Source organism: Enterobacter cloacae complex sp. 394F7, assembly GCF_057320385.1.
The window spans coordinates 129,288-150,192 of record NZ_JBXWCS010000007.1 but is presented as its reverse complement, the minus strand read 5'-3'; the positions used below and the strand labels follow the sequence as shown (position 1 = coordinate 150,192).

The following is a 20,905-nucleotide window of genomic DNA, read 5'->3' as shown; positions in this document are numbered from 1 at the left end:
TTGCATCAAACGCCCTGTATGAGGAGGTTTTGTGACCGATCCTGATTTCAACTTGCTTGTCGCGCTCGACATCCTGCTGGCTGAAGCCAGCGTGGCGGGGGCGGCGCGGCGTCTTAACCTGAGCACCTCAGCCATGAGCCGCACGCTGAGCAGGCTTCGTGAGGTCACCGGCGATCCGATTCTGGTGCGGGCCGGGCGTCAGATGGTGCTGACTCCGTGGGCCGAAGCCACCCGGGATCGCGCCCGACATGCGCTGCATGAGGTAAGGGCGGTGCTGCAGCCTTCAACGGACACCTTCCGGGCAGAAAATCTTGAACGGGTGTTTACCGTCAGAGCCAATGATGGCTTTGTGGTGGCGTTTGGCCCGTTGCTGATTGCGGCCGTTGCGGAAGCAGCGCCGGATGTCTGCATCCGCTTTGCCCCGAAACCGGAGAAAACGTCGCGTTATCTGCGGGAGGGGCTGGTTGACCTGGAAATTGGTGTGCAGAGCAACATGGGGCCCGAAATTCGTCTGCAGCGACTCTTTGAGGACCGCTTTGTTGGCGCGGTGCGCAAAGGGCATCCACTGGCGGCGCTGCCAGCAGTCAGCCTTGAGGATTATGTCGCCTGGGGTCATGTGGTGACCGCGCCAAATGGCTCATCACACGGTTTTGTTGATGATGCCCTGGCCGCGCGGGGGATGAAACGCAAAATCGCCAGCGTGGTGCCCGGTTTTCCGACTGCCTTATCCGTGGCGCTGGCGTCCGATCTGATTGCGATGGTCCCGGCGTTGTATCTGCTCAATCAACCGATGAGCGAGAATGTGCACATCTTTGAACTGCCGTTCAACACCCGGACCATTACCGTATCTCAGATGTGGCACCCGCGGATGGAACAGGATCCGGGCCACCGGTGGCTCAGAGAGAAGGTGCTATCGGTGTGCCATCAGTCGCGGCACCGATAATATAAAACGGGTCGACACGGCATCGGATTCCACACGTACGTTGCCGTGATGCGCGGTGATGATGGATTTCACAATCGCCAGGCCGATCCCGCTGCCTTCGCCTTTTCGCTGTCTGGACGGATCCACCCGGTAAAAGCGGTCGAACAGCCGGGGCAAATGCGCCTCAGGGATCGGCTTGCCGGGGTTGGCAACGATCAGCTCGCACGCATTTTCCTTTTCGCTTACCGACACGGTCACCGTTTCTCCTTCCGGCGTATAGCGCAGGGCATTGGAGAGCAGGTTATTGATGGCTCTCCGGAACATCTGCGGATCGCCGTCTATCCGGCAGGGCGTGCCGTTAAAACGCAGCGTGATATGGCGTTCTTCCGCCCAGGCCTCGAAGAAATCAAAGACTTTCATCACCTCCGCGCTCAAATCAAAGGTTACCCTGTCAGGGATCAGCTGATTATTATCCGCCTGGGCCAGGAACAGCATATCGCTGACCATGCGGGTCATCCGGTTGTACTCTTCAAGGCTGGAGTACAGCACATCCTCCAGCTCTTTCGGCGAGCGGTTCTGGCTTAACGCAATTTCCGTTTGCGTTACCAGATTGGTGATCGGGGTTCTGATCTCATGGGCGATATCGGCAGAGAAATTTGCCTGACGGGTAAAGACATCCTCAATTTTTTCAATCATGTGGTTAAACGAGATCACCAGCTGCTCCAGCTCAACCGGCACCCGCGACGGCTCAAGCCTCGCATCCAGATTCTCTGAGGTGATATTTTTTATCGCATTGCTGACGTTACGCAGGGGCAGGTGTCCCTGACGTACCGCGATGCGAATGAGCAGAATAATCAGCAGGCTGATCGCCACCGCGATGGCAATCAGGTTCTTTTTCAGCGCCTCGAGGTAGTGAAGATGAAAATTAATGGAGAGGCCGATCAGCATGACATAGTGTTGTTCTTTTCCCTGCAATGTCGCCGTGCCGGAAGAGGCGATAATCCGGTATGTTTCCATCTTCATGTCGGACCCGGCGTGCATCGCCTTGCCAGCGTCCTCCACTGACCAAAGAAACACATCCTGCGCGCGGCGATGGGCGCTGAAATCCGCGGTATTCACCGCTGGCCGGATGGCCTCACCCTGTGAGCTGAAGAGCACATTGCCACGGGGATCGAGCAGCAGGACGGCAACGTTGCGATAGCTGGCCAGCGACTCTTTGATTTTGCTGATTTTCTTTTCATCCGGATCCGCGGGCGACTGCAGTATGCGGTGCATGGCGCGGCTGATTTGTTGCAGATCGCTGATATCCTGCTCGGCAAAGTGCTTTTCAACGGAGTGGAGCATAAACCAGGTAAACGCGAAAAAAGCCAGAATGGTGGAGAGGCTGATAAAGAACGTCAGGCGCAGAGCCAGGGAGAAGGGGCGTCTGGCGGGCTTACTCTGCATCCGGAACCTCCAGCATATAGCCCACGCCGCGTACCGTCTGGATCAGTTTCGGTTCATAATCGTTATCGATTTTGGCGCGTAACCGCTTCACCGCGACGTCAATCGCGTTGGTGTCGCTGTCGAAATTCATGTCCCAGACCTGCGCGGCAATCAGCGAGCGGGGCAGCACTTCACCCTGATGGCGAACAAAAAACTCCAGCAGGCTGAACTCCTTGCTGGTGAGCAGAATGCGGTTTCCGGCGCGGTTTACCTTTCGTGATACGAGGTCGATACTCAGATCTGCCACCGTAAACTGGCTCTCGGCGATCACCGTATTGCCGCGTCGTAACAGCGTTCTGACCCGGGCGAGCAGCTCAGCAAAGGCAAAGGGCTTAACCAGGTAATCATCCGCCCCCAGCTCCAGGCCTTTCACCCGGTGATCAATGGTGCCGAGAGCCGACAGCAACAGGACCGGCATTCCCTTTCCGGCAGAGCGGAGCATGCGGATGATATCCCAGCCGTTCACATCAGGAAGCATGATATCCAGAATGAGCAGGTCATAAGCGGCGGTCATGGCGAGATGGTAGCCGGTCAGGCCGTTGTCAGCGCGATCCACCACAAAGCCCGCTTCCGTAAGCCCTTTGCTGAGGTACTCACCGGTTTTAATTTCGTCTTCAACAATCAATATTTTCATCACGCTTCCCCGACTGGCTGCTCAGCACATTCTATTGCACCCGTGACCGTTAACAATGACTTACGCCATAAATGACAACATTGTCATTATCCTGTCACCCGTCAAACAGGACGCGTTCAGTAGAGTAGCCCTAAAAATACTCTGGAATTCATCTGAACCGCTATGTTCCTGCTAAAACGACTAAGCATCACTACAGTATTTATCCTGACAGGATGCGTCTCGCTGGCCCCTGAATACCAGCGCCCGACGTCACCGGTACCCCAGCAGTTTTCGCTGTCGCGTAACAGCCTGACGCCCGTGGAGGGCATGTATCAGGACACCGGCTGGCGCAACTTCTTCGTCGATCCGCAAATCGCGGGATTGATTACAGAGGCCCTGAAGAACAACCGCGATATAAAAATGGCCGCGCTGAAGGTTGAAGAGGCCCGGGCGCAGTTCAACGTGACGGATGCGGATCGTTATCCTCAACTGAACGCCTCCTCGGGCATCACTTACAGCGGGGGGCTAAAGAGTGACAAACCCACTTCCCAGCAGTACGACGCGGGACTTGCGCTTAGCTACGAACTCGACTTTTTTGGCAAGCTAAAGAACATGAGCGATGCCGACCGACAAAACTTTTTCGCCAGCGAAGAAGCCCGTCGTGCCGTGCATATTTTGCTTGTCGCTAATGTGTCCCAGAGCTATTTCAACCAGCAGCTGGCCTACAAACAGCTGCGTATCGCGCGCGATACGCTGTCAAATTATCAGCAGTCTTACGCCTTCGTTGAGCAACAGCTGGTGACGGGAAGTACGAACGTGCTGGCGCTGGAACAGGCCCGGGGGCAGATCGAAAGCACCCGGGCAGAAATTGCCAAAAGAGAGGGGGAGCTGGCACAGGCCAATAATGCCCTGCAGCTGGTCCTCGGAACGTATCGCGCGCTACCTGGCGACGGCGGAATGAACGTCAACGATATTGCGCCGGTAATACTGCCGCCCCATCTTTCATCGGCAATATTGCTGCAGCGCCCGGATATTATGGAGGCGGAGTATCAGCTTAAAGCGGCCGATGCGAATATTGGCGCGGCGCGCGCTGCCTTTTTCCCGTCCATCTCCCTGACCAGCGGGCTTTCAACGGGCAGCACGGAATTATCTGGCCTCTTCACGTCCGGCAGCGGCATGTGGAATTTTATTCCCAAAATAGACATTCCCATTTTTAATGCGGGCAGGAATAAAGCCAACCTGAAGCTGGCCGAAATTCGCCAGCAGCAGTCGGTTGTAAATTACGAACAAAAAATTCAGTCCGCCTTTAAACAGGCCGCCGACGCGCTCGCACTGCGGGACAGCCTCAGCCAGCAGCTTGCTGCGCAACAGCGGTATCTTGATTCGCTAAACATCACCCTGCAGCGTGCCAGAGGGTTATATACCCGCGGTGCGGTCAGTTATATCGAAGTATTAGACGCGGAACGCGCGCTGTTTTCCACGCAGCAAAACATTCTCGACCTTATTTATGCCCGACAGGTTAATGAAATTAATCTCTTCACCGCGCTGGGCGGCGGTTGGGTCGAATAACCTTAATTAACTCAACAGGAAAATAATATGCGTAATTCAATGAAGGCCGTTGTATTCGGTGCGTTCTCCATGATGTTTTCTGCCGGCCTGCAGGCCGAGGTTCATCAGCATGCAGAGATGAGTGCTGCCAGAGAAGGGGCCACAGAGCAGGTTGTCTCCGGGACTGGCATCGTAAAGGACATTGATCTCACAAACAAAAAGGTAACGATCGCTCATGAAGCCATCCCGGAAATTGGCTGGCCCGCCATGACCATGCGTTTCACCTTTACTGACGCAGACGAAAGTATTAAGGCCGTAAAAGTCGGCAACCGCGTGAAATTTTCTTTTGTGCAGCAGGGCAATATCTCTTTACTAAAGAGCATTAAATAGCGAGACACGGCATGGCATCGTTAAAGGTTAAATATGCTGCAATGATAATCGGCAGCCTTCTTGCGGGAGGGCTGATTGCAGTGACGGCGTGGCAGTATATTTATGCTGCAGAAAAAACAGAAATTACCCCGCCGGAACGAAAGGTGCTTTTCTGGTATGACCCGATGAAGCCCGACGTTAAATTCGATAAGCCCGGTAAATCGCCGTTTATGGATATGGATCTGGTACCTAAATACGCGGATGAGAATGACGATAAAAACGGTGCCGGTATCCGTATTGATCCGACGCAGGTTCAGAACCTGGGATTAAAAACGCAAAAAGTGACCCGCGGCACGCTGAATTATGCCCAGACCATCCCGGCCAACGTCAGTTATAACGAATATCAGTTTGTGATTGTGCAGGCACGATCCGAAGGCTTTGTGGAGAAAGTGTATCCCCTGACGACAGGCGATCGTGTGAAGAAAGGCACGCCGCTCATCGATATCACCATTCCGGAGTGGGTGGAAGCGCAGAGTGAGTTCCTTCTGTTGTCCGGCACCGGTGGCACGCCCACGCAGCTGAAAGGGGTGCTTGAACGGCTTCGTCTGGCAGGCATGCCGGAAGCGGATATTCAAAGGTTACGCTCGACCCGCACGGTCCAGACCCGGTTTACCATCAAAGCGCCGATTGACGGGGTGATCACCGGCTTTGACCTGCGTACCGGGATGAATATTTCGAAAGATAAGGTTGTGGCACAGATTCAGGGGATGGATCCGGTGTGGATCAGCGCGGCCATGCCTGAATCCATCGCGTATCTGCTGAAAGACTCCTCGCAGTTTGACATTTCGGTCCCGGCGTACCCGGACACATCGTTTCACGTTGGAAAATGGAACATTTTGCCAAGCGTCGATCCTGCCACCCGTACGCTGCAGGTTCGCTTGCAGGTTTCCAACAAAGACGAACGGCTTAAGCCGGGCATGAATGCGTACCTGAAGCTGAACACCCAAAGCCAGGAGATGCTGTTGATCCCCTCCCAGGCCGTTATCGATACGGGTAAAGAACAGCGGGTCATCACCGTTGACGCGGAAGGGCGGTTTGTGCCGAAGCAGATCCACGTTCTGCACGAATCTCAGCAGCAGTCCGGCGTAGGATCCGGCCTCAACGAAGGGGAGTCGGTGGTAGTCAGCGGTCTGTTCCTGATTGATTCCGAAGCCAATATTACCGGTGCGCTGGAGCGTATGCGTCAGCCTGAAAAGAGTCATTCAGGTCATTGAGGAGACGACGATGATTGCATGGATTATCCGGCGCGCCGTCGCCAACCGTTTCCTGGTGATGATGGGGGCGCTGTTTCTTAGCGTCTGGGGAACATGGACCATTATCAATACGCCGGTGGATGCCTTACCCGATCTCTCTGATGTTCAGGTGATTATTAAAACGAGTTACCCCGGCCAGGCACCGCAAATTGTCGAAAACCAGGTGACGTATCCGCTCACCACGACCATGCTGTCGGTGCCGGGTGCGAAGACCGTGCGTGGGTTTTCACAATTTGGTGACTCCTATGTGTACGTTATTTTTGAAGACGGGACCGATCTCTACTGGGCCCGCTCGCGCGTTCTGGAATATCTCAATCAGGTTCAGGGGAAGCTGCCTGCTGGTGTCAGTTCGGAAATTGGGCCAGACGCTACGGGCGTGGGCTGGATCTTTGAATATGCGCTGGTGGATCGCAGCGGAAAACACGACCTGTCCGAACTGCGTTCCTTGCAGGACTGGTTCCTGAAATTTGAGCTGAAAACCATCCCGAACGTGGCGGAAGTGGCCTCGGTCGGCGGGGTGGTAAAGCAGTATCAGATCCAGGTCAATCCGCTGAAACTGGCGCAATACGGCATCAGTCTGGCTGACGTGAAGCAGGCCCTGGGATCCTCTAATCAGGAAGCAGGGGGCTCATCGGTCGAAATGGCGGAAGCAGAGTATATGGTCCGGGCCAGCGGTTATCTTCAGACCATTGATGATTTCAATAACATCGTCCTGAAAACCGGCGAGAACGGAGTACCGGTTTATCTGCGTGATGTTGCTCGCGTACAAACCGGGCCTGAAATGCGGCGCGGGATCGCCGAGCTTAACGGGCAGGGAGAGGTCGCGGGCGGCGTGGTGATCCTGCGTTCGGGTAAAAACGCACGTGAAGTGATTACCGCGGTAAAAGATAAACTGGAGACGCTGAAGGCCAGCCTGCCGGAAGGTGTTGAGATTGTTACCACGTACGATCGCAGCCAGCTGATTGACCGGGCCATTGATAACCTGAGTTATAAACTGCTGGAAGAGTTTATTGTGGTGGCCATCGTCTGCGCGCTGTTTCTCTGGCATGTGCGGTCTGCGCTGGTGGCGATTATCTCTCTGCCGCTAGGCCTGTGTATTGCTTTTATCGTCATGCATTTCCAGGGGCTGAACGCCAATATTATGTCCCTGGGCGGGATCGCCATTGCCGTGGGGGCGATGGTAGATGCCGCCATCGTGATGATTGAAAACGCGCATAAACGGCTGGAAGAGTGGGATCATCAGCACCCTGGCGAGCAGATTGATAACGCGACCCGCTGGAAGGTGATCACCAACGCCTCCGTTGAAGTAGGCCCCGCGCTGTTTATTAGCCTGCTGATCATCACCTTATCATTCATCCCTATTTTTACCCTCGAAGGTCAGGAAGGGCGACTGTTTGGTCCGCTTGCCTTTACCAAAACGTACGCCATGGCAGGCGCAGCCGCGCTGGCCATTATCGTCATTCCCATTCTGATGGGCTTCTGGATCCGGGGGAAAATTCCTGCCGAGAGCAGTAACCCGCTGAACCGGCTGCTGATTAAAGCCTATCATCCGCTGCTGCTGCGGGTGCTTCACTGGCCAAAAACAACCCTGCTGGTGGCGGCCTTGTCGATCTTCACGGTTATCTGGCCGCTGAGTCAGATGGGCGGCGAGTTTCTGCCGAAGATCAACGAAGGCGATCTGCTGTATATGCCATCAACACTGCCGGGCGTTTCTCCGGCTGAAGCGGCTGCGCTGTTGCAGACCACGGACAAGCTCATCAAAACCGTTCCTGAAGTGGCGTCTGTGTTTGGCAAGACCGGTAAGGCAGAGACCGCAACGGACCCCGCACCGCTTGAAATGGTGGAAACCACCATTCAGCTGAAACCCGAGGATCAGTGGCGACCCGGGATGACGATTGACAAGATTATTGACGAACTCGATAAAACCGTCCGTCTGCCGGGTCTGGCTAACCTCTGGGTTCCGCCGATCCGTAACCGCATCGACATGCTTTCTACCGGGATTAAAAGCCCAATCGGTATCAAGGTGTCAGGCACCGTTCTGTCGGATATCGACGCCACGGCGCAGAGCATTGAAGCGGTCGCCAAAACCGTACCCGGCGTGGTGTCTGCTCTTGCAGAGCGGCTGGAAGGCGGGCGTTACATTGATGTGGATATTAATCGTGAAAAAGCGTCCCGCTTCGGTATGACGGTGGGGGATGTGCAGCTGTTTGTCTCCTCCGCCATTGGTGGCGAGACGGTAGGGGAAACGGTCGAGGGCGTGGCCCGGTACCCGATAAATATTCGTTATCCTCAGGACTACCGGAACAGCCCACAGGCTCTGAAAGAGATGCCGATCCTGACCCCGATGAAGCAGCAAATCACGCTGGGGGATGTGGCGGACATACGTGTCGTTTCCGGCCCGACGATGCTTAAAACGGAAAATGCCCGACCAACCAGCTGGATCTATATTGATGCCCGCGGCAGGGATATGGTGTCGGTGGTCAATGACCTTAAGACGGCCATCAGCCAGAACGTGAAGCTGAGACCGGGAACCAGCGTGTCGTTCTCCGGTCAGTTTGAGCTGCTGGAACATGCCAATAAGAAACTGAAGCTGATGGTGCCGATGACGGTGATGATTATTTTCATTCTGCTGTATCTGGCATTCCGCCGCGTTGATGAAGCCTTGCTGATCCTGATGAGTTTGCCGTTCGCCCTTGTCGGGGGGATCTGGTTCCTGTACTGGCAGGGCTTCCATATGTCTGTCGCCACCAGCACCGGGTTTATTGCCCTGGCCGGGGTGGCCGCCGAGTTTGGCGTGGTGATGCTGATGTATCTGCGCCATGCCATCGAAGCGAACCCGGCCTTATCCCGACGGGAGACATTCACCGCACAAGCGTTGGATGAAGCCCTGTACCATGGTGCGGTTCTGCGTGTCCGACCTAAGGCGATGACGGTGGCGGTTATTATTGCGGGTCTGCTGCCCATACTCTGGGGAACCGGCACGGGGTCAGAAGTTATGAGTCGGATCGCCGCGCCGATGATTGGCGGGATGATAACAGCGCCGCTGCTGTCGCTGTTTATCATTCCGGCGGCGTATAAGCTTATCTGGCTGCGCAGGTATAAAAAGCAATAAACAGACCCCGCCAGAGATGGCGGGGTTTTACGTTTTACGAGTCTGGTGCAAAAGTTTACGCCAGGCACGATTGTGCAGGGTAAAGAGCAGCATCTTATAGAAAGAAGTAGAGTGGATGCAGTAACCGCTGAGCAGCAGCATAGAGATGCTTATCAGCGCCGCGATGAGACTGACGCCCGGAACACTCGCACCGCTTAGCGCAGTCAGCAGATAGACTGACGTTAACACAAGGCTCATAACCGCCAGCGTAAGATGCACCTGCACGGCACGCATGAGGCCTTTGCCAATCAGAAACATCGTCATGCCATTGATGCCTGAGAACAGCAGGGCGATCAAAACCACCCATATAAATACGCTTTCTTCAGGCTGCCCGAGGGCGGCGCTGACGTTGTAACCCAACCACAGCTGCGGTATCCCAAAACTGACGATCACCCCAAGGGTACTGAGAACAGCTGGAATGCCCATGGTATAGCATCCCGTGGGTGTCCCGATCAGTTCGGCCAGTTCCGCTTTTAACTGTTGCAGTTGTGCAGTATTGGCCTTGCTGATTCTTACCGCCAGGTCGTTACAGTGGTTTAGTCGACGATATAGTGCTTTAATCATTTGAATATAATGACATAAACGTCATCAGCCCGTCATGCGAAAGAGGTTCAGCCATATGAGCTGCGAGCACTGCCGTGAACTCTGTGTTAAGTACGTTATCCGGACGCCCGATCAGTTACGAAAAGCAATTCGTATTGCCAGAAATGCAATCAACGAAGGGATGTTGTCAGAAGTTCTGACAAAGGACGACTGGAATCAGTACAGCTTCAGTGAGTGCGCTGAAAAGATGATATGGGGCGACATCGTCGATTACCACTTTGCATGCAACTTTTGCGGTACCCAGTTCGTCCTGGGGGCAGAAACGTACCATGGAAGTGGAGGTTACTGGTCGCCAGAGTTTGAAAAGCCTTCCGACATCATTGACTGATTATGATGTGAGAGCAGAGGCTGAGGCACAGGATATGATTTAAGGATTTATTGCATTTAACTTATGTATTGTGAATGTTGAGAACGCCAATTAGCTTTCTATTATCTATCTGTTTTTAATGGTTTTTCTTGGTGAAAATATATTATATCTCCCAGCGCACTTCATGAACTAGCAATGCAAACATGAGCCTATCCTAAACTTTCACCATGACCGTCCCATAATTTATAAAAATGGAGCCTCTCTATTAATATGCCAAACAAAAACGTATAGACTGTAATCAGCAAATCGGCGAGGTTGGGCAGCAGATCACTGATATTGTGGTGACGCAAGCGGAAATCGCTGCCACCAGGAAGGTCAATAATGACTGGACAACGCATTCCGAGGCTGAACGAGATGCGGCGAAACTAGCTAAATACGAGGACGGTACTGACAGCCTTCACGCAGCTGTTGGGGCATATCAGGAATCGCTGAAGGTCTGAACTTTCGACCGCGGAAGAGTAGCTTGGGCAACCACCAAGTGTTCTCTAGGTAACACTTTTCTTCTTATCGGCCAGCACGAAAGAGGAACTAAGTATTTGAAACGAGCAATTCAGGAATATCTGTTCGCACTACCAGAGCTTGGCTTTCCACTTAGAGAGCAGGCGGAGAACCGCATCGGTCTCATTCAAGAAATTCTTCAAGAGCTCGGTTCGGAAAAGTAGTATCTTTGCTTTAGAGCGCACCTTGCTTGATTTTCGTGATTGGCTGACTTCGTGCTTGGAACATTCTGTGCAAAGCGCTATTTTATGTTCATCTGATAGCATGGCGCTTGGGTTTTGCGGCCATATCAAAAGGAATGTTGAATGGGTATTCGCGTACGGGTTTTGCAGGCAAATCACGGAGACAGTATCCTAGTCTCTCATGACGGGCCTAGTGAAACGTTTAATCTTCTTATTGACGGCGGCAACGCCAGCGCCTTCAAATATGGCCCTCAAGAGCGTATGAAAGGCGATCTTTGCAAAGTCCTTGACGAGTTGAAAACCAAGAATCAATATCTTAATTTGGTGATACTAACCCATATCGATGACGATCATATCGGTGGCTTTCTCCGAGCTTTCAAAACGCCTGGCTATGGAGACATGATAAAGACCATTTGGTTTAATACATCTAAACTTATTACTGATCATTTCAACTCTCCTGAGATTCCTGAGAACAACATTTACTTTGCTGATGCCTCGCCAAATACAAGCGTGCGGCAAGGAAAAAAGTTTGAACAACTACTGAAAGATCTTAACATTGAGCATAGTCCTTTGATTATGGCTGGACAAAAGATCGTTCAAGGTCCGTTTATATTCACTATATTGTCGCCGACTGAAAAACAGCTTCAAAAGCTACTTTGTATATGGCCAGTGGAGAAATCTTCCCCTGATACGTCAGCAGATGAGACCGACTATTCTATAAGTTTCGAAAAACTGTGGGCCGAAGATCATTTTATAAGTGATACCTCCGTCGCTAACGGGAGTTCAATTGCATTCATACTTGAGGCCGATAGTCAAACCATGCTGTTCCTGGGTGATGCTCATGACGCTAGCATTTTAGATAGTTTGAGGTCTTTGCAGTTTGATGAGGCAAATAAACTTCAACTAAGCTTGTTGAAAGTTTCGCATCACGGTAGCGAATACAATACCAGTATGGATTTTCTTAAAATTGTATCGGCTGACCGCTATGTAATCTCTACCAATGGCACCAAGCATGGGCTCCCTAACAAAAGAACTGTGGCGAGAATCCTCGCGTCAGGTGAAGGGATGATTTGTTTTAATTACCCTAAAATCACTGAAACAATACTGCTTCCGGAGGAGCGTATTGATTACGCCAAGCGTTTCGAAGTGATAAGCCAGATTGAGTTTGGTTATGACGACTGATGAATTAACTGTCTCATATGCCGTTAAAATTAACGGAGGGAGCGGTGTACTCGTAGGTGCACTCTCTCAAGAATACACCTATGTATTCACCGCCAAGCATGTTGTAGGTACCAGAAACCAAGTAACTCGTAATGGTATTCCGATCCGCATTTTGAACGGCCCATTCCTGCATCCATCTTTAGACTGTGCAATATTGCAAGTTGAATTCCAACCGGACGTTACGCAGCGCCATTGGATAGGTGAGATCAGTGCTACCGCTGCAGTTTCATTTGTAGGTTACCCAAATACAAATACGGGTACTACAACCCCTTATAAAATTTACATTGGCCAACTCAATAGCGTTAATAACGATTTGCTAGTATGTAATCTCGATAATGGGCCTCAGCAGGAGGCTATCGCTGGCATGTCGGGAGGGGGGATATACCATATTTATAACGGTTACCCCTATCTACTTGGTGTTGAGTATCGCATGGACGACGAGGATGAGAATCTTCGATGGGGGCGAATCCGCTGCATTTCGCTCAAGCCATATGAAAGCATATTGGCTGCGAACAGCCTTGCCTTTATAGCCCCTAGTTTCATGAAGTGCTTTTCTCAATTGAAAGACGATATATTTCATTTCAATGCCGCTAGGCCTGAAAATGTGCTACAGCTGAACAACAAATTACGTGAGTATGCTCAAGCTCTAATAGATGCTGGCCTTCCACCACCACATGACTTCATGCTTAAGCAGCAGAAAAAACTTTTAGTTGGTCATGAACCTCATGGGGCCATTTTAAACAGGGACTTATGGGTCGCCTACTTTGAGTTTGTTATTGTTTGTGTACTTATTGATGAGCCTGAAAATATAGATGGGGAGTACTTGAGCGGATTGGAGAGTCGACGGCGATTCGTATATTCCAGCAGCAATGCACATTGGATCAGGCATCTATCAGAGATGCTAAAGGCGGCACGATTAGCTCTAGATGAACATGGTGTCATGATTATCAACTCACCTCAAGAAGAGGCTCCTCATCTCCCAGACGAAGATGACTTAGAGGAGGTGATTGACGATATTGCATCCGCTCCAAAAATTGGAGCAATGCCAAGGATTGATGACGTACACGGCGAAGTCTACAGAACATATACCGTTACTCATATGAAAGGGTTACGAAATGAGTATGTTTTGAAGAAGCACCGTATATACGGCGCAGCCTCGGCAAGTAACCAACTGCCTCTATTCAGAGAGTTCTACAATGAAGTTATCAAATAAACTGCAAGATTTTAGCTATCTTGCAACAGAGTTTGAAGGGGCGAAGTTCGAGTTGTATGCCTCAGACGAAGATTTTCTTAATTGTATTGTTTGTTGGTTTCCGTCTGCAAATGATATCGTGAATTCTTGGCAGGCGATACAAAGTATTGTATCTGTAAAATTTAAACCTGAAGGCAAATATGCTAAGTGGAACATTTACATAGTCATGCTATGCGCTGATAAGCTCGGCATCAAAGAAAAATACGTGATTCAGAACGATCGTTACGCCGCCAGAAAAATTGTACTGGACGGGCTTAGTGTACTGCCGGACTCTCAGGAAGTCGAGAAAATGGTAAATATCGAATTGCTTGGGACAGACCTCGAGCTTAAAGTCGTTTCGGAAAAAGCCAACGAAGGGGCAGATATTTCTCTCGCCTCATTGGTGAAAGGCGCTCCATCAGCGGCCACAAGCGCGGCGAAAGAAGAGCGAGTCGCGATGATCAATAAATTAATCGAGTTCTTGTCAAACGATGAAAATAAAAAAGGTTGAAATTGAGGGGTTTCGCGCCTATCAACTAAAGAAGGATGGCACGTTTGATTTTACAACTGATGGTGAAATGCCTTCGAATTTTGTTGCTATCTATGCGCCCAATGGGTTTGGTAAAAGCTCGTTTTATGACGCGGTAGAATGGGCCTTTACTGATAATCTTGAAAGATACACGGGGGAGCACAATAAAAAGAATAATGCTATCGCCGCTAAAGGTACCAAGAAGCACAAGGTTGCTCAGAAGATAATTCGCAACAAGGAGGTCTCTGATGATGTGCCAACTCAGGTCTTTGTGTCCACCACAACCACTAAGTTCAAACGGGTATTAAAAAAGCCGAAGTCGAATTCTGCTGATTTGACATTTTCTTCAGGTAAAAATAAAAAGAGTGAAGACATAGAAATCTACAAAAGAATCATTCTCTCGCAAGATGCTATTGATCGTTTCCTTCGCGAAGCGAAACCCCAAGAGCGTTACGAATTGTTCATGAGCTTTTTTGGAGGAGACACAGAACAAATTCGTCAGGAACTAACAACGCTTTTAATGGAAAACAAGCTACAAATAGATGTCCTTCAATCTGAGCAGAACGACATTGAGCAACTGCTTAAAAATCCTATAGATTATAGCATTTTTGAGGAATACAACAATCTAGCTAGATACCTGAATGATACAGGTGAAAATATTTCCCTAGTCAATGAGGACTTCAATGCACATATTGAATACCAAATACTCTCATCGATTGTGACACGAACTCATTCATTGAATGCTAATCAGATTGCACTCAAGCAACGGCGTGCTGCACTGATCGATCTATTATCTCGCTTGCCAGAGTTAAAAACTAACCTTGAAGCAGTAGTAAGTGAGCAATCCCACCTAGCACATATGTCGAAAGCTGTTCAGGACTCAATAAATTATCAAACATTGACTGCCGCTCATAGTCGGTATCTTGCTGACTGGCAAGCTGCGAGTGTATACGTTGAGAAGCTGGATCTAATAGCTGCGCTGCTCCCTTCTTTTTTAACTGATGAAAAGTTGAGAGTAAGATCCGCTGCCGAGCTTCCTAACTTAAATGCAGAAAAGGCTCAGGCAACCGCGGAGCTAAAAACTATAGATGCGTCCATTGCTCATTTCAAAAGCTCTGGTGTTGAAGCAGACCAACGAGAAACTGATTTGCGGTCAATGCTGGCAAATAGCCCGGCAGTATATTCGGAAATCGCTTCACATGAAGCAGGATTGGTGACATTAAAATCGGATCTAAACAGCACGTTTATTTCAGTTCAGTTGGCTACTGCAGAACGACAGAAAGTAAGTACTGACCTAGAGAGAGTCTATCCTCTTCAAGTTACTGTTGATTTATTGCTGCGCGGAGATACGAGTGATCTCAATCTGTCAGATGACTTCATCTTGAAAATTCACACTGCGAACAAGGAACTATCAGCTTTACGTCTACATGATCAGTCTATTAAAACTACGCAGGCGGCTTTATCAAAGCAGATGGAGGCAGTACAACGCCTTGTTTCTGAAGGGATTTCCTATCTCACAAACTGGCCTAGCGATACTTGCCCGCTCTGCAGATTTTCCCATCGGTCGCCAGAAGATCTGATCTCGGCAGTCAAGAATAATGAACTTCTGTCTCAAGTTGCTAAACAAAATGCTCAAGAGCTGGAGAGCGTAGCCCTACGTATCAATAAGCTCTCTGAGCAAATCGAAGAAAATGTTTCGTTCGCGAAAAACAAGCATGCAGAAAGAGTGAGTGTTTTACGTAGTAAGCTCAATGAACTAAGCGCAAAGATCACTGAGGGTGATAATCAAAAAACATTGCTTGCTGCAAGCATCAAAGCCGCTGAACAAACAATCCAAACTCTTCAGCTAAGAGTCTGGGGAGTAAACTCGCAAGAGCTGCATCGCAGAGTTGAAGCAGAACTCAGAGCTATCTCAGCTAATAGAACTATATGGGCTCAGCAGTTGGTCTTGGCTGAAAGTAGTGCTTCTGTATTGCGAGCTAAAATTCAAGAGCTAGATTTCAAGATTATTAGTTTGAGTAATTCCATTGAGGGTATTGTTTCAAAGTCCGACTACAAAAGGGTTAAGCAATTTGCGTCCGAAGAAGCTGTGCTTAATTTTGATGATCTTAGCCAGCACTGCATCGAGAGGAAAGCTATCCTTATAGACACACTGAGTGAGCTTTCTAAAAAAATGGAAAAATCACTGGCTGAGTGCACAGAGCTCCAGGGCATAATGATCAAAGAGGGCAGTTGGGTTGATTTCGCGCGATTGGAAGCGGCAAAAAACTCTGCGGCTAGACAACTCGATGCTACGCAATCTAGTATCAATAGCTTTATGCAAAATGTAAGTACCGTGGTCGGTAAAGACTTAGTCTCAAATATTGAGGTCGTGAGTGTTGAAATACATGGTGCTGTTCAGATTGTAGAAAAAGAATCCTTTGCGATGGATAAGAAAATTCAGTCACTAGATTTACTTGGCGAGTTGTTGAAAACATTTAAGCCGTATTTTGAAAGTCTGAAATTGCGCGATAGACTCAAAGAGGTTGAGTATGAACTGGTCCAGCATAGGATGGTTGAAGGACGCCTAACTGCCGATCGCGAAATAGTTATTTCAAATCTGAGAAAAAGAATTGAAGAATTTTTCTTTACTGACTTAATCAATGCTATTTACAGTAAGATAGATCCACACCCATCTTTCAAGACTGTGCAGTTTGTGGCTGATTTCAATGTTACTGATAAGCCATGTCTGAATATTGTTTTGCAAGATGAGCGTGGGGATGTGATTTCTCCAATGCTTTACTTTAGCTCTGCACAGTTGAATATTCTGAGTCTAAGCGTTTTCCTAGCTAATGCTTTGCACGCAAGAGATAAAAATAGCAATCCCCTCGATGTGATTTTAATTGACGACCCTATTCAAGCAATGGACTCCATCAATGTTCTTGCGACGATTGATTTGCTCCGGAATGTATCTGCTCGTTTTGATAAGCAAATTATCATTTCTACTCATGATGAAAACTTTTTTGAGTTACTTAAGCGTAAGATTCCCACAGATGTTTTCGGTTCCAAATTCCTTCAATTGGAAAGCTTTGGAGTGGTCAGCCAAAGCTAACTTTATTGTGCACTGAAAACCCCCAGCTAGGCTGTAATGCCGATCAGTTAAGGATCGGTTGACCGATCCAGTGGCTGTGTAAGAATCCGGAAATGTTCACCCGTTTCCGGATTTTTTTATGCACATTGGACATGCTCTTGATCTGGTAAACCGTTACGCTACCCGGTAATCGTCTGTTCGTTGCGCCCAGTGCCGTGATCCATGCCCGCCAGCGACTGGGAAGCGAAGCCGTCCGCCGTGTGTTCACGCAAACAGCGCAGCTCTGGCATGAGGCCACGCCGCATTGCGCTTGTGATTTCCGGGCCTTTTGGCGCGGTAAAAGAACAGGCCTCAGGTCTCTATGCTCAGACCTTAGCAGAGCGTGGATTCGTGACGCTGGCATTTGATCCGTCTTATACCGGTGAAAGCAGTGGTGAACCCCGCAATATTGCTTCACCTGATATCAATACCGAAGACTTTATGGCCGCATTTCGTCCGAGCCTATAGTGGTACCCGTTCAAAATGGTATCAGGCTGCATTGTCTCAGCAGGCGGGTAAGATACTGGCTAACGGACAGGAATTCGACGTACTGTTCGCAAAACCATCAGACCCTGAGCTTGAAAGTAAAATTGATCAGGCTTACCAGAAAAAGTACTCCAGCAGCAACTATGTTTCCGCAATGACAGGGACACGCGCGAAAGCGGCAACGATTGAGATTTTACCTTTAAGTTAACCCCTTAACATAATGCCGGCATACGAAAGAGGATGGGGTGCTTAACCCCATGGTTTTATGAGAACCGACCTGGTTCATGAAGTAAGTTATCAGTTAATGTAATTTAACATAATATACATTATGCGCACTGGGGTTGATTCAGGGCGAATCCAGCATTCCGTGGCCGTCATTTCATTGTGTTCCCTTGGCTACTGATAGCTGTTGTAAAATCATTTACGAGTTTGTACATAACGCTACCCACTGAGCTACCTGGTTGATAGTCTTGATTACACGGAGTAATCAGCGCTGATGGAGAAAACATGTCGATAACCGAAGCAAAGCTGCTGGCATCTGGATTTACATCCTCGGACCTTCAGAAGTTGCGTAAGTACATAACAAAAGATGCCCTTTCTCTGGATATGGTGATATCTGACTTGTCCAGACGTTTTAACGCAGCGTTGTTATTGACCATATTGCTTGCAGCTGTTTACCTCATAGTTCTTATCATCGCGTCCAGAGAAAATGTAGTATCCACGGGCGTTGCGATGTTGATCGCTTTGTTCATCATTTGGTTTTTTCAGCCTCCGTTTCTTTCCTATAAAGCATGGAAAATTAAAAAGAAATACCGTTAACACGGCCGCTGTCTTTAGAATCTCTTATCTCAGTTTGCTGACGTAGCCATCATCACTCATCTTTCATAAATATGGCATATGCTTAGCGGATCCTTCTCTCAGCATAATTCAAAAACAGGTTCAGATACTCATGAACAGCAATCTGCCTCCGGTCGACGACGAACCGGGCGTTCCACCTCCGCATGTCAGTTTCCGTGAAGCCTTTTTATTCTGGCTGAAGCTGGGATTCATCAGCTTTGGCGGGCCGGCTGGACAAATTTCGATAATGCATCAGGAGCTAGTTGAAAACCGACGCTGGATATCCGAACAGCGTTTTTTGCATGCACTGAATTACTGTATGGTGCTTCCGGGCCCGGAGGCGCAACAACTGGCGACCTATATTGGCTGGCTGATGCACCGCACCTGGGGCGGCGTGGTTGCCGGGACACTGTTTGTGCTCCCTTCCCTTTTTATCCTTATTGTCCTGTCATGGATTTACGTGGCGTATGGCCATTTGTCTGTCGTGACCGGTCTCTTTTACGGCATAAAACCGGCAATTACGGCGATTGTTGTGCAGGCTGCGCACCGTATCGGTTCGCGGGCGCTGCGTAACCGCACGCAGTGGGCAATCGCTGCCGCCGCGTTTGTTGCCATTTTCGCCCTCAATGTCCCTTTTCCCGCTATTGTCCTGTCAGCCGCAATGATGGGTTATGTGGGTGGGCGCCTTTTCCCCGACCATTTTGGTCAGGGTAACGCCCATGACACCAGCCGAAAATCCTACGGTGCTGCCATTATTGATGACCATACGCCAGCGGCTCCGCATACGGTTTTCAAATGGTCACGCTTGACCCTGATTATCATTGCCGGTGTTTTTTTATGGGCAACGCCAATGGCGATGCTCTATCTTAGCCTTGGCTGGATGCACCCGTTTACCCAGATGGGCTGGTTCTTTACCAAGGCGGCGCTGCTGACCTTTGGGGGTGCCTATGCGGTACTGCCTTATATCTACCAGGGCGCGGTTGGTCATTATCAGTGGCTCACGCCAACGCAGATGATTGATGGTCTGGCACTGGGCGAAACCACGCCGGGGCCGCTTATCATGGTTGTGGCATTTGTGGGATTTGTTGGTGGCTATGTGAATATGGCGTATGGCCCGGATCAGCTTTTCCTGGCGGGCGCTGTTGCGGCCATGCTGGCGACCTGGTTTACGTTTCTGCCATCGTTTCTGTTTATCCTCGCCGGTGGGCCTTTTATTGAAACGACGCACAACAATATTAATTTCACCGCGCCACTCACGGCAATTACCGCAGCGGTGGTTGGCGTGATCCTGAATCTGGCACTCTTTTTTGGCTACCACGTGCTCTGGCCACAGGGTTTTGATGGCAAAATGGACTGGATAGCAGCGGTCATTGCACTTGCTGCCGCTATCGCACTATTCCGGTCCAAATATAAAGTCACACATGTAATTGCCGCATGTGCGGTAATCGGGTTGATTTTACATCTTTTCCTCAGAACATAGAGCAAGGCCCCGAATAACCGGGGCCTGACAGCCATTCTACCCTTCACGTTTAAAGAAAGTTGAAGCACGTCTGATATACTTCAGTTTTTAAAAAAAGCCGTACTAAGTAAATGGAAATTGAACTGGATAAAAGTTTTAAAGAACGCGTTTTGCATGCGGTTCTTTTCGAAGTGACGGCCAATGTCATCATTGCGCTGTCACTTGCATGGCTGATGAACGTGTCGGTGCTTCAGTCGGGTTCGTTGTCCGTGATATCTGCACTTGCCGCCACGGCATGGAATTTTGTGTTTAATAAATTCTTTGACGCCTTGCAGAAAAAATATGCGTTTCAACGAACATTTCTCGTGCGTGCAATCCATGCTGTCTGCTTTGAAACAGGACTTATCATTACATTAATTCCTGTCGCGATGGTAATGCTGAATTTAACAGTCACTGAGGCATTTTTTGTCGAGATCGGTCTGGTACTGTTTTTTCTGCCATACACGATGCTCTTCAACTGGCTTTATGACTACCTGCGTTGGACATTTGTTGGGCGGAAACGGTCCGCCATCTAGATCTATACTCTTTATTTCTGCATCTTATTGAGGAAAGAAGATGTTCGATCATGTGAAATTCGGCGTCAGTGATTACGAAAGAAGCAAAACCTTTTTCATCAAGGCGCTTCAGCCGCTTGGTATTAAGATCGTTGATGAAGGCACACCCGAATATGGGGTTGAAATGAGTTCCGGCAACGTGTCACTTTGCCTGTTCCAGACGCGCGACAAACCGGCCCCTCTGCACCTGGCGTTTGTGGCAGAAACACGCCAGCAGGTAGATGATTTTTACCAGGCTGCCTTGCAAGCGGGCGCCCGTGATAACGGTGCCCCAGGCTTGCGGCCCTACAGCAAAAACTACTATGCCGCCTTTGTCATTGCGCCTGACGGCCATAATATCGAGGCGGTCTGTCATGCACCGGACTGAT

Annotated in this window: 16 protein-coding genes and 3 pseudogenes; 16 read left to right on the top strand and 3 right to left on the bottom strand. The window is 49.7% G+C overall.

Translation table 11 applies throughout. The annotated features are described in order from the left end of the window. Nucleotides 1-31 precede the first annotated feature (31 nt). Nucleotides 32-943: a LysR family transcriptional regulator gene (locus AC2FAK_RS12400; protein WP_095455226.1), complete on the top strand. Its 912-nt coding sequence runs from the start codon at nt 32-34 to the stop codon at nt 941-943. Here the strand turns inward: AC2FAK_RS12400 and AC2FAK_RS12395 are convergent. Next, a complete protein-coding gene (locus AC2FAK_RS12395) occupies nt 911-2,368 on the bottom strand; it encodes a Cu(+)/Ag(+) sensor histidine kinase (RefSeq protein ID WP_095455225.1) in 1,458 nt (485 codons plus the stop codon). The two genes, AC2FAK_RS12400 and AC2FAK_RS12395, sit on opposite strands and share 33 nt — an antisense overlap. After that, a complete protein-coding gene (locus AC2FAK_RS12390) occupies nt 2,358-3,041 on the bottom strand; it encodes a copper/silver response regulator transcription factor (RefSeq protein WP_095455224.1) in 684 nt (227 codons plus the stop codon). The genes AC2FAK_RS12395 and AC2FAK_RS12390 overlap by 11 nt, the downstream gene beginning before the upstream one ends. 162 nt (nt 3,042-3,203) lie before the next feature. On the opposite strand from AC2FAK_RS12390, the gene AC2FAK_RS12385 reads away from it, so the two are divergent. Genes AC2FAK_RS12385 through silA form a run of 4 tightly spaced genes read left to right on the top strand, consistent with a single transcriptional unit; the run spans nt 3,204 to nt 9,362 of the window. Then, nucleotides 3,204-4,589, top strand: coding sequence for an efflux transporter outer membrane subunit (locus AC2FAK_RS12385; RefSeq protein WP_095455223.1), 1,386 nt, complete (start codon nt 3,204-3,206; stop codon nt 4,587-4,589). 27 nt (nt 4,590-4,616) lie between these two features. Next, the gene (cusF, locus tag AC2FAK_RS12380; protein WP_095455222.1) at nt 4,617-4,958 is read left to right on the top strand and encodes a cation efflux system protein CusF; all 342 of its coding nucleotides are present in this window, start codon (nt 4,617-4,619) and stop codon (nt 4,956-4,958) included. An 11-nt stretch (nt 4,959-4,969) separates the two neighbouring features. Continuing rightward, complete coding sequence (locus tag AC2FAK_RS12375) at nt 4,970-6,211, top strand: efflux RND transporter periplasmic adaptor subunit (protein ID WP_095455221.1); 1,242 nt, start codon at nt 4,970-4,972, stop codon at nt 6,209-6,211. 10 nt (nt 6,212-6,221) lie between these two features. Next, a complete protein-coding gene (gene silA, locus AC2FAK_RS12370) occupies nt 6,222-9,362 on the top strand; it encodes a Cu(+)/Ag(+) efflux RND transporter permease subunit SilA (protein ID WP_095455220.1) in 3,141 nt (1,046 codons plus the stop codon). Nucleotides 9,363-9,389: 27 nt separating this feature from the next. Here the strand turns inward: silA and AC2FAK_RS12365 are convergent, their stop codons facing one another. Beyond that, nucleotides 9,390-9,965, bottom strand: coding sequence for a hypothetical protein (locus AC2FAK_RS12365; protein ID WP_095455219.1), 576 nt, complete (start codon nt 9,963-9,965; stop codon nt 9,390-9,392). Between the two features lie 1,209 nt (nt 9,966-11,174). Here AC2FAK_RS12365 and AC2FAK_RS12360 point away from each other — a divergent pair. The 11 genes and pseudogenes from AC2FAK_RS12360 (at nt 11,175) to AC2FAK_RS12310 (ending at nt 20,904) form a co-directional block, all read left to right on the top strand. Next, complete coding sequence (locus AC2FAK_RS12360; RefSeq protein WP_095455218.1) at nt 11,175-12,233, top strand: ComEC/Rec2 family competence protein; 1,059 nt, start codon at nt 11,175-11,177, stop codon at nt 12,231-12,233. After that, nucleotides 12,223-13,485 carry an ABC-three component system protein gene (locus AC2FAK_RS12355; RefSeq protein ID WP_095455217.1) on the top strand — a complete coding sequence of 421 codons (1,263 nt, stop codon included), beginning with the start codon at nt 12,223-12,225 and terminating at the stop codon, nt 13,483-13,485. Before AC2FAK_RS12360 ends, AC2FAK_RS12355 begins: the two co-directional genes overlap by 11 nt. After that, the gene (locus tag AC2FAK_RS12350; protein WP_095455216.1) at nt 13,469-14,014 is read left to right on the top strand and encodes an ABC-three component system middle component 1; all 546 of its coding nucleotides are present in this window, start codon (nt 13,469-13,471) and stop codon (nt 14,012-14,014) included. The genes AC2FAK_RS12355 and AC2FAK_RS12350 overlap by 17 nt, the downstream gene beginning before the upstream one ends. After that, nucleotides 13,995-17,123: an AAA family ATPase gene (locus tag AC2FAK_RS12345; protein WP_095455215.1), complete on the top strand. Its 3,129-nt coding sequence runs from the start codon at nt 13,995-13,997 to the stop codon at nt 17,121-17,123. The genes AC2FAK_RS12350 and AC2FAK_RS12345 overlap by 20 nt, the downstream gene beginning before the upstream one ends. 152 nt (nt 17,124-17,275) lie before the next feature. Further along, a pseudogene (locus tag AC2FAK_RS12340) lies at nt 17,276-17,437 on the top strand (transposase domain-containing protein); the annotation flags it as partial. Continuing rightward, nucleotides 17,409-17,591, top strand: a pseudogene (locus AC2FAK_RS12335) (alpha/beta hydrolase); the annotation flags it as partial. The pseudogenes AC2FAK_RS12340 and AC2FAK_RS12335, both read left to right, overlap by 29 nt. Nucleotide 17,592: 1 nt before the next feature. Beyond that, nucleotides 17,593-17,835, top strand: a pseudogene (locus AC2FAK_RS12330) (DUF2255 family protein); the annotation flags it as partial. Between the two features lie 299 nt (nt 17,836-18,134). Continuing rightward, nucleotides 18,135-18,446, top strand: a complete 312-nt coding sequence (locus tag AC2FAK_RS12325; RefSeq protein WP_045902974.1) for a hypothetical protein — start codon at nt 18,135-18,137, stop codon at nt 18,444-18,446. 130 nt (nt 18,447-18,576) lie between these two features. Next, on the top strand, nt 18,577-19,944 hold the full coding sequence (gene chrA, locus AC2FAK_RS12320; protein ID WP_095455214.1) for a chromate efflux transporter: 1,368 nt from the start codon (nt 18,577-18,579) through the stop codon (nt 19,942-19,944). A 110-nt stretch (nt 19,945-20,054) separates the two neighbouring features. After that, nucleotides 20,055-20,498, top strand: coding sequence for a PACE efflux transporter (locus tag AC2FAK_RS12315; protein WP_013096588.1), 444 nt, complete (start codon nt 20,055-20,057; stop codon nt 20,496-20,498). Nucleotides 20,499-20,538: 40 nt separating this feature from the next. After that, nucleotides 20,539-20,904, top strand: a complete 366-nt coding sequence (locus AC2FAK_RS12310; protein ID WP_013096589.1) for a VOC family protein — start codon at nt 20,539-20,541, stop codon at nt 20,902-20,904. Nucleotide 20,905: the final 1 nt, after the last annotated feature.